General features: G+C 48.0%; 9 protein-coding genes. 1 reads left to right on the top strand and 8 read right to left on the bottom strand.

The window, feature by feature from the left end:
* The 8 genes from ACYVTD_RS07300 to ACYVTD_RS07265 all read right to left on the bottom strand — a co-directional run.
* Nucleotides 1–2,087: efflux RND transporter permease subunit (locus tag ACYVTD_RS07300; protein ID WP_461247116.1), on the bottom strand; the 2,087-nt coding region annotated here is incomplete at its 3' end.
* Nucleotides 2,088–2,093: 6 nt separating this feature from the next.
* Nucleotides 2,094–3,608, bottom strand: coding sequence for an Ig-like domain-containing domain (locus ACYVTD_RS07295; protein ID WP_461247115.1), 1,515 nt, complete (start codon nt 3,606–3,608; stop codon nt 2,094–2,096).
* Nucleotides 3,605–5,035, bottom strand: coding sequence for an Ig-like domain-containing domain (locus ACYVTD_RS07290; protein ID WP_461247114.1), 1,431 nt, complete (start codon nt 5,033–5,035; stop codon nt 3,605–3,607). The genes ACYVTD_RS07295 and ACYVTD_RS07290 overlap by 4 nt, the downstream gene beginning before the upstream one ends.
* The gene (locus tag ACYVTD_RS07285; protein ID WP_461247113.1) at nt 5,016–6,353 is read right to left on the bottom strand and encodes an efflux RND transporter periplasmic adaptor subunit; all 1,338 of its coding nucleotides are present in this window, start codon (nt 6,351–6,353) and stop codon (nt 5,016–5,018) included. Before ACYVTD_RS07285 ends, ACYVTD_RS07290 begins: the two co-directional genes overlap by 20 nt.
* Complete coding sequence (locus ACYVTD_RS07280) at nt 6,350–7,762, bottom strand: TolC family protein (RefSeq protein WP_461247112.1); 1,413 nt, start codon at nt 7,760–7,762, stop codon at nt 6,350–6,352. Before ACYVTD_RS07280 ends, ACYVTD_RS07285 begins: the two co-directional genes overlap by 4 nt.
* A complete protein-coding gene (locus ACYVTD_RS07275) occupies nt 7,755–8,324 on the bottom strand; it encodes a hypothetical protein (protein WP_461247111.1) in 570 nt (189 codons plus the stop codon). The genes ACYVTD_RS07280 and ACYVTD_RS07275 overlap by 8 nt, the downstream gene beginning before the upstream one ends.
* On the bottom strand, nt 8,324–8,953 hold the full coding sequence (locus tag ACYVTD_RS07270) for a tetratricopeptide repeat protein (protein ID WP_461247110.1): 630 nt from the start codon (nt 8,951–8,953) through the stop codon (nt 8,324–8,326). The genes ACYVTD_RS07275 and ACYVTD_RS07270 overlap by 1 nt, the downstream gene beginning before the upstream one ends.
* Before the next feature lies 1 nt (nt 8,954).
* Nucleotides 8,955–9,443, bottom strand: coding sequence for a hypothetical protein (locus ACYVTD_RS07265; RefSeq protein WP_461247109.1), 489 nt, complete (start codon nt 9,441–9,443; stop codon nt 8,955–8,957).
* 485 nt (nt 9,444–9,928) lie between these two features.
* On the opposite strand from ACYVTD_RS07265, the gene ACYVTD_RS07260 reads away from it, so the two are divergent.
* Nucleotides 9,929–10,263, top strand: a 335-nt coding sequence (locus ACYVTD_RS07260) for a hypothetical protein (RefSeq protein ID WP_461247108.1), incomplete at its 3' end; no start/stop codon positions are given.

Raw genomic sequence — 10,263 nt, 5'->3', positions numbered from 1 at the left:
TTAAAAGTATCCCGCGCGATTTCCACTCTTTCCTTCAGTTCTTCCCTGTCCTTGCCGTTAATCGCAAAGGTGCTCATGGAAGACAGGCCCAGTAAGGTTTCCGTTTTATCCTTGGGAAAATAAACGGAAAAAGGCTGTTGGTCAAATTCTTCCATAACGGTGTGAATTTCCGCTAACGCTTTCTCGGGTTTTACCTCTTTTTTAAGCGAACAACGCAGGGTAAGATCCTCTTTTCTGTAATCAATGTCCGCCCTGCTGGAAGCGTCCTCTTCTTCGGCTCCGGCTTTACCGTAAACAGTTTTTACAGAAGGCAGCCCTGAAATAACACGGGAAATTTCTTTTCCCGTAACACCCGCCGTTTCAAGCAGGGTTCCTGGGGGGTAATTCACGGAAACCCAAACTTCTTCCGCTCCGTCTGGACTTATGAAAACAACCGGCCGCGTAAAAATAAGAAATAATCCGATAATGATTAGGAAAGTTGAGGCTGCGAAAACTTTTACCGGGGATCTAAGCAGACGTAATAGGAATCGGGAGTATTTTTTTTCAAGACTGCCTTCTTTAATAACGGCGTTATTAACGATGTTGTTGGTTTTTATGTTAAAAAACAGACTGTATAAAGACGGCAGGCAAAATTGGGCGTAAAACCAGCCTGCGGCGACCGAAGTGACAATCGCTACGGCGGTATCTCCGAAAAGGCTTCCCAACGGGCCGGGTAAAATTATTATGGGAAGAAAAACCAAAGCCGTCGTAAGGGTGGAAGCGGCGCTAGAGCCCGCTATAGAAAAAACCTTGTTTCCGATTTCTTCTTTCTCTGGAGGCATTCCAGTGGGGACAAAAGATTTTTTTTCAAAGGACCGGTTAAGTAAGTCCAGTATTATTACGCTAATATCGGAAACAAGGCCAATACCCATCGCAAGACCGCTTAAGCTCATGCCGTTAAGCGATCTTCCCGTTATCGAAAGCACGCAAATGCCCGCGGCGGCCGAAACGGGAATGGAAAAAGCCGCAGGCAGGCTGTATTTTAATCGGCGGATAAAAAACATAAGGACGCAGAACACCGCCAGTATTCCCAAAACTGCGGAAATCAACAGTCCGTTTATCCTGCCTAACAAAGAAGGGGCAGCGTCGCTTATAATCCGTATTTGCGCATCACGGGAAAAAACAGCCGCCGCCTCGTTAACTGTTTTTTGAATATCTTTTGACAGCCGCAAGGGGTCCGCGCCGGGCCTGCGGTAAACTTCCAGAGCCGCCGCTTCTACTCCGTCGCAGACAAAGACGCTCTCTTTTTTAGCGGCAGTGGGATAAAGCCGTCCTGTATCTTCCACCGTTATTGAGCCGTTAGAAAACGGAAGAATGGTTTTTGATAGCGCCCGCGCCGATTCTGGCCTGCCCGCAGAAGTAATGACCAGTTCCATGTTACCGTCTCGCGCGTTTCCCGCCGGAATGTCGGCGGCTTCCCTCGCGAGAAGCCCGGAAAATTCCTGAGGGGAAAGCCCAAGGGCGGACAATTTCGGCACGTCCAGAACAAGTCGCTCTTCCGTTACCTCGCCGCCGGCAAGAACGACTGAACCCGCGCCGTCGATTCTTCTCAGGCGCGCGCGCAGTTCGTATTCGGCCAGCTTGCGTTCAAATTGGGCGTTTCCGTTATGCGAAACAACCGCGATTACGGCGTGCGGCTCGTTCGCGGCGTCGGCGGGCGTTACCGACGGCTTGCGGACACCTTCCGGAAGCGAAGGATATACCGCGTCCACCGCTTCGCGGACAAGAACGGACGCCGCCATAGAATCAACACCCCAACGGAAATCAAGGCTGATAATCGAACGGTTGTCGCGCGAGACGCTCCTCATTTTATCAAGCCCTTTTACCGGAGACAGCCCGTCTTCAAGCGGAATGGTAACGAAACTTCTGATTTCGTCGGCCGCCATGCCAGGATACACGGTTTCCACCGTTACCCTTGGAACGGACAAATCCGGCAGCCTGTTAACAGGCATGGAGAAAAGAGAAAAAACAGCCGCAATAATTACCGCCGCCAGAATCATTACGACGGTTACTGGACGGCGTATAAATAGGTTTATTAATCCCCTCATTTTTTCCTACTTTATTGTTGAAATTCTGAATAATTTATCGTTTTTATTTCCCAGACTGTCTTTAAGACCCGAGCCAATAATAAAATTAACAATTCCAAAAAAAACCGAGTTAGTCAGGTTCCCCATAATTTCAACGCGTTCATATTTTTCCCAGCCTTCTTGCGGTTCTGGAATCGTAAAATTATCCGTTTTTACCTGCCGAGAGGTAAAATTCAAAACATTGTTGCTTGTATTAACGCTAAAAAGATCCATTACAGAAAGAGCATTGATGGACGCCCCTTTCGCGGTTTCAAAATACAGTTCGATCCAAGTCTTTACGCCGACAGTTGCAGGATAATTTTCGTCCGTTATGGGAAGATCTTCAAAAATATTATTAATGTCAAAAGAGATAAGTTCCGTATTATCCTGAGGAGACATTGCCATTCTGATTCCGATAAGACATGGAGGTTTGGAAGATTCCCCGTTCGCGTATATCCTGTAAATATATTCGTCTTTGCTTTCATTTCCCGTGCCGTCTTTAACGCCAGTTTTTATCCTGAAAATAAAACGGCTTTCATAAGATGGCGCCGTGTCAAAACGAAAAACAAATTCAGTGTTAAAGCCGGGCATTGTTTCCAAAAAAACGGAAGGAGCGTCTTCGACATTCAGACAGTTTTTCACAGAAACTGAATCTACCGGCTTTGAAAAAACCAGAGAAAGGCGGTCTTCTTTTTCCCAACCGCCGTTTTCAGTAAATATTTCCGCCGCCCCCGTAAATCCGGTCGTATCGGGAACAAGACTGATATATTCGCCATCTTTTGTTATGCGATTTGCCCGTAAAAGTACAGGTATTTCTTTGTCCGTTCCCGTTATAAAAATACTCTTAAATTCATTTCCGATTTTCATTCCGTTGTTGTCCGCCAATGATGTTGAATAACGTATTTCATAACGCTTGTTTTTCGTCCATGGAACGGATGGTGTAAAAACCGCCGATTTGCCGTCTTCTTCCAGCCTCCAGCCACCCGCCATTGAAGGAGAGAAAGAAACATTGTCGTATAAAGAACTCAACGGCACGGGAATGGAAAAAACAAGCCGCACCTCCGCCCTTAAATCGTCCGTTTCCTCGTACATGGAAGGGGAACATGAAATTAAAAATGGCCGCTCCGCGCCCGGTCTTGTGGTAAAACGTTTTTCAAAAACCGTATCCAACGAAAGGCCTTTTGTGTCATGCGCCTCCGCCGAAAGAGACAAATTGTAATCATTGTTCGCTTCTAACGGCGTTACAGGAATAAAAGTAACTTTTTCATCTTCCCAATAAAAATTTCCCTTTATTTTGCCGTTATCATCCGTCAGCGAAAAATGGCGTTCTACGCTGTCCCTGTCCGGTTCAAGGGAAAAATATAATGAGACGGATACATTTTTAGGATTTGAATGGTATCCCTCTCCCGGACTCCATGAAGTCACTTCAAATGGGGAACGCCTTAATATGTCGCATGAAAAAAAGCAGATAAAGGAAAGACAGAGTAAAAACGGCTTTTTCATTTTTCCGTCTCCAGATAAACGATAAAATCTTCCTTCATATATGTTCCGTCCGTCATTGTAATTCCGCCTTTTCCGCCGGGAATTGTCAGTTTGTAAAAATGAGGTTCTTCATAACCCGCTGTTAACCCTTCCCACCACATCTGTAAAATATCGCCCCCAACCCAGTTGGCTTTTTTAAGGGCGGTAGGCGAAATTGTTTTTGGAAAAAAAGCGTTAAGGCTTATTTTTAAGGCGATATTTTGTTTTTCTTCATTTTTAAACGGCAGAGAAAAACGAATAGATAAAAACATCTCGTTAGTCGCGGGTTCTACGGGAACAGATAAGATGAGGTCGGATAAATTTTTATCAATTACCAATGGAACGTCCGCGGCTGAAAAAGACAAAATATTCAAAAAAAGAATATCGGGAGTAAATATAACCTTATAATCTTCGCCTAACTTTAACCCGGAGACGTCCTGTGTGTCGCCTGAAACAATCAAAGTGTAAGTTTTTTCCGGTTCGGGATCCTTTGTAAAAATATATACTATGCTTTTTTCGGAAAGGGAATCAACCCTGCCCGTTAGGGAAGGTTCAAAACGCAAAGAACGAAGCACGTTTTCCCCCATCGGTTTGTTAAATGAAATCGCGATTCCCTGACCGAGCATCAAACCTGTTTCAATGTTCGCCCCCGTCGGAAACCATTGCCCGTCCGTATTTATTACGGGATAAACATTTTCCACATGCGGAAGTAATATATCAATGTCCGTCGTAAAATATGAAGAGTACGTTTTAGCAAGCGGTACTCCGTCCGTACTTTTCGCGCTATCCTGCAAATTCCACTTGTAGAGGGTAAACGCGGAAAGTTTGCTTTCGGGAATAACATTTAATATTTTATCGTTATCTGACCATTCAAAAGTTTTTGCCGTTATTCCGTTCAGCGACAGCGCCGATTCGACGGAAAGCCTGTCCATTGGGCGCGAAAAATGAAACTCAAAACAGACGCCGACCGTTCCGGTTGATTCGCCGCATGAAGGGCTGTACCATTCAAGAAACGGCCGGTTGTTTTTGTTGATTGCGTAAAATGAAACAAAACGTTCAAGCCGCATTTCCCTGCCGTCAACTGAGTTTATGGTTCCAGAAAGGGTTAAAGTATAGCGTACTCCGGCGGTCCAGCCGGCGACCGGCACAAAGTAAAGCGAATTGTCCTTCCAGAAACGGTCCCCGTTTACCACTCCAGAATCGGAACTTACCTGTAAAATTCCTTCTGCCTCGTTCTTTTCCATCTGTGCGCTGAACGTGAGTATTACGGGGCTGTACGCTTCGGCTAACAGTGAATCTGATATGCCAGGTTCAATGGTTATCCCGATGGGACGTAGATCCGCAAACCCGCACGACAAAAGGTATGCGCCTAACAAAACAAGTGGAATACTAATCAACAAGCGTAACATTCATGCCCTCCCTTAAATCCGGAGCCGGCCTAATTACTACCATGTTTCCGGCGCTAACCCCTTTTATTTCCCTATCTTCGCCGTGGGATTCGCCAAGAATAATTTTTTGTTCCGTAAGCACGCTGCCGTTAACCAAGAAAATACTGCCTTCGTCTTTTTTTTGGTTAAAAATCGCGGTTTCGGGAATAAATACGGCTTTTCTTGGCGGGCCGAGAACCACCGTAACGCGCGCGAACATTCCCGGTTTTAGGTTGTTTGTGTCAAGCAAAACGCGCGTCATAAAACTTAAACTTTGGCTGTCCGCCTGCGGATAAACAAGATCCACAATACCGTCCCGTTTTTCGCCCGTTCCGTCTATCAGGACATCGGCTTTCATTCCCTTTTCAATCCGCATGGCGTCTTTTTCGCGCACTGGAAAAATAGCGTAAAGCGAAGCCGTATCAATCAAACTTAAAATTTTATCCTGAGGGCGCACCCTTTCCCCTTCTTCAAGATAACGCGCCCCCACCACGCCGGATGATGGACTGCCGACCCTAAGCTCCGCAAGGGCGATTCTCGCGGAAGTTAGCTCTTTCTGCGCCGCTTCCAACCTCGCTAAAGCCGCGTCTTTTTCCGCTTTTAGGCTCGCCGTCATAAGCGAGACAAGCGCTTTTACTCGTTCGTCTTCACCTAACGGGACTGAATACCCCGCTTTTACAATGTCCTGGTCGCGCATTCCTATCCTGCGGATTTCCAGTTCTCTTTCCATTAGTTGAATCTGTTCCCATTCGGTATCAAGGCTGAAACGGCTTATAAGTATCGCCTCGGTTTGAACGCCGCCCGCTTCAAAAAGAACCTCCTGATTCTGATGTTTGCGCTTGTTTTCTTCCCACCTCCGTTTTGCGACCGCTATTTCCGCCTCCGCTTTTTCCAGAGCGAGAATCTGCGCTTCTGCGTTGAATATCCCTTCCATCAATCTTGAGTTTGTTAAATTGCACGCGGCTTGGGCCTGTGAATAATTGTTTTCCGCCCTTTCTACGGCGAGGTTAATTTGAGGATTTTCCAGAAGAAGGACAAGTTCGCCCTGCCTTACGGAATCACCTTCTCGGAAATAAAGTTTTTTAATAACGGCCTCCTGGGGCGCGGTTATGTCCACTTTGGTAAGAAATGACAAGCTTCCGAACCCGGAAGTTTCTTCCGGCACCTCGCGTAAAACAGCGGCGGCGCCCCTTACCTTTCTTGCTTCCGTGTCCGTCGGCTGTTTAACGCAGGCGAAGCACAATAACGCCGTTAGCTGAATAGTTATCAGTATTTTTATCATCGTTTTTTTATTGTTCATAAATCCCTCCTTTGTTGTGTTGCGCCTGCGGATGCCGCGAATTTCGCGAGTTCTCCAGGCATTAAATCGAGAAACTTTTCCAGTTCGCGCTCCGCTTCCAGCAGGGCAATCGCGGCCTGCACGGCGGAAACCTCCCTTTGAGTCTGTTCGATTAGGGTTTCCATCAGTTCGAGCCTTGTAATATGCCCAAGACCGAGTTTTATTTCCTCAATGCGGCTCTTTTCGGTTCCAAGCCTGACGGCTTCCAGCGCCAAAAGACGCTTTTTGTCGGCAAGGGCGCATTTTTCAACGGCGTTAGCTGCAACACGCCCGATCCTTTCAAACAGGACGTTGTATTTTTCCCGTTCAAGCGCGAGCGCGAGCTGCGCCTGTTTTACCCCGAAGGCCGAAGCGGGATCGGGTAATAGGACTAAATTGTTTTGGGCCATCGCCGTCCTGTCATAAGGCGGTTCCCACCCTGCCTGGGCGCTGGAACGGTTTTGAATCCACGGGCCGGACAAGTCGATGTTTATTCCAACCGACCAATTATAGCGCGTTAGCGGATAACGCTGTCCCGTAAGGGAGAAATTACCCGTCAGCCGCAAACTGGGTATCCATGAATTGGACGCGAATTTAACTTCCGCCTGTTTTTTTGTTATGGAAAAACGGGCGTCCGTCAAATCGGGATTGCGTTCCTTTGCGAGGTTTCCAACGGCGATCGCGAAGGGTAGAGAAATAGAACGGTTCACGTCGATTTTTTCTGAAAGGACGGGAAGAACGTCAAGCCCGAGAATCTCAGCGAACTGCCTTTCCATTTCGGTTAAATCAAGTTGAAGGGAAATAATCTCAAGTCTTGCCGAAGACAGATTAACGTCCGCCCCCGCAAGATCGACGGGCAACGCGAGCCCTAGCAAAACTTCCTCGTTTAATATCCTCCTTTGTTCTTCCAGCACGACAAGCGCCGATTTTTTTATTTCCAATATCGTTCTGGACGACAGCACGTTCCTGTAAACGGACAATGTCTGATCCACAATCTCCAAAGACATTCTGTTAAGCCCGCCGGATAAAAGATTAAGTTCCATCCGTTCAAGCTTTCTCGCGGTAGAAGTCCTGCCGCCGTCCCATAAAAGCTGGTCAAGGCTTATCCCGTAATTTTTTACAAAAGAATCCGCCCCTATCATTTGCAGACGGTCGTTCTCCGACGCGCTAAGGCTTATTTGCGGAAAATACGCGCGCAAACCCCATCTCCACATTCCTTCACGCAGGGCAAGGGAAGAGCGCGCCTGCCTTAGTTCGGCAGAGTAGGCAAGAGCCATGTCCGCCGCCTGCGCGAAAGTCAGCGAAGGGGGATTTTTGTCGTTCGCATACGCGGCGGCGCAAACGGATACGGCGATTAGCGCACAAACGCAAAAACAGATCATGTTACGCATCTTTTTTCCTTTCGTATGCGAATAGTTCTTTTACCGCTTTATCAATCGCCTTGGAAAGAAGACGGCCGGTAGTTTCCGACGAAGAAAAACTTTTATCCCCGGAAGCGACAATACGCCCGGTTGCCGCCGGAAGTTTTTGCGCGTAATGCGTCCCGTTGTTTTCAGGAACGTCTTTGTATTCCCATATACGCACTTCCACCGCGAGCGATTTTTTTGTCTTCCAGCCGGTGTTGTATTCCCTCTCCCTAATCTGAATCTGCGCCGCGTAAGAAGGCTCCCTTTCGGCGGCAACGACCGCGCATCCGCTGTCCCAAAAATAAAGCGGCGCGAGGGCGGCGGTCTCTTTTTCGACGGAATCCCAGCCGCCGGACTTGTCGACCTGAACGGATAAAATCGTCAAAGTCGTCCAGGTTTTTTCCGTTTCGTCCGAATTGGAAATTAGCCAGGACTGGCCCGATGAACGATTGATAGGCAGTTCCTCGCACGAGAGAAACGTCGATAAAAACAAGATCGAAAATAAAAACGATAAAAACACGTTTTGTTTTTTCAGTTGATTTTTCATCACATAACCTCCTTTATTGTTTTTTCAAGATTGTTAATCGGGCGTAACAGCGGCGTGTCCCACGGGAGCATGGCTTTCGCTCTGCTTAAATCTTCCAGAGCTTCCGCCCCTTTGCCCGCTACCCAGCGCAGTCTCGCCCTGTCCAGTAGAACAAGGGCGCTTTCCGCGGAAAGTTCCGCGGCCTTATCCAGAAAAATTTCCATTTCATCGTATTTTTTCGATTCCGAAGCGAGTTCCGCGGCGAACCGCAGGGCGCGGATATCCTGCGGATAATCGGCCAACAGGGATTCCGTCACCTGCACCGCCTTGTCGGAATCGCCCTTTTCGCGGAGAATTCTCGCGAGGTATAATTTCCCCTCGTAAAAAGAAGGCTGAATCTTAAGAAGCCTACGGCATGTTTTTTCCGCCTTATCAAGATCGCCTGAAAAAAATTCGGCCTTTACGCGCAACAACAATGCGGGCGGAAATTTTTTCTCGCCGCTAAGGGTTTCAAGAGTTTCCGTAAATTTCCCCTGAGAGTACGCTTCCTGGGCGCGGACATAACGGAGGACGGTTTTTTGATCCGGCGTTTTTGAGCAGGAGAAAAAAGTAAATAGAACGGCGCAGGTTATTAAAGTAAACATTTTCATGTTAACTCCTGCAGATGTAGGAAAGCCGTTCCGCAAGCCGCCCTTTGGAAGATGCCGCCTGCCCGCTGAAAAAATCCTTGAACTTGGGAACGGAAATTAACGTCTTTAACGCTCCTACCGCATATAGGGTGTATTGGTTGTCTGGAAGCCCGATTAACGGAAATAGAGAATCCAAAATTTGAGGATTCCCCGTATTCACCGACCTTGTGATAATCTCTTCAATTTCCGTCTTGGTTCTTAACGACGCGCCGTCCTCTTTTTTTAATCCAGCAAAGGCCGCCAATATGCCCCTACATTCGCCAGCGAACGGCCCTTGCGGCGACAGGTTGACGCAGTTTTCCGCGTATTCCGCGCCTATCGCCCCTGAAAAAGCCCTCGCGCCCCTGTACCAATATTCTGGTTGTTGCACATAACGCGCTCGGATCGACTTGTAAGCCGCGGTCGCCCGCCTGTTGTCGCGGTCTTTTTCCAGGGCGCAGACTAGAATCATCCAGCGCCCGTAGCCGTCCGGCTCTTCAAGTTCGTCAAAGAGGGGAACAAGGGCGGCGGACGCTTCCGTCCACTGTCCCTTTGTAAAGGCGAGTGCCGCTTTCGCCGCAGTTTTAACCGCCTCCGGGTTTGGATGAGGCGCAATGGGCGCGAGAGAGGTGCCGCGGTTCTCCGAATCACCGCCCTGCGGGTTTGATTGGGGATCAATCAGAACCGCAAGACCGCGTTCAAGGTCTTCTTTTTTGATTAACCCCTTGCCATAAGCCCCCGAAATTTCAGGATTACGTCATGCAGCAAATCGAGCAATTATTGAATGTCACGGCAGACGCGACATAACAAGATATTTCGTCAAAAAACATTAAATAAGAAGATATTTTCCTCTTTTTAGAAAACTTCAAAAAAAGTTAAATTTTTTTCCGTTAAAGTCATGCAAAATACACGGCCGCACCGTATATAGGGTATCAAAACTTTTTTATGGAGTTGCTTATGTTTTCAAAATTTAAATTTTCATTTTTGCCGGTTCTTTTGGCTTTTCTTTCCGCCTGCGGCGGGGGGACGGCGCCCGGCAAAACACAACAGCAGGCGGACGTAATGGCCGTTACGGCGGAACGTCCCTACGAGGATCAGGCTTCCCGTTTGGACGAGATTGCCGCGCTTGAAAGGGCGGGGTCTTGGTTTCAGGGGATGGGCATGGCGGAGTCGGGCCTGCGGGAAAGTTCGGGCGACTACGCGGGCGCGGTCGCAGCGGCCTACAAAGAAATGTCGTGGGCTTATGGCAAGGGGTTAATCAAAAAAGAAGACCTTGAACGCGGTCTTGCGGT

This window comes from Treponema sp. R6D11 (assembly GCF_054786075.1).
Note: the sequence above shows the minus strand (reverse complement) of the source record. Positions and strands in the feature narration are given on the sequence as shown.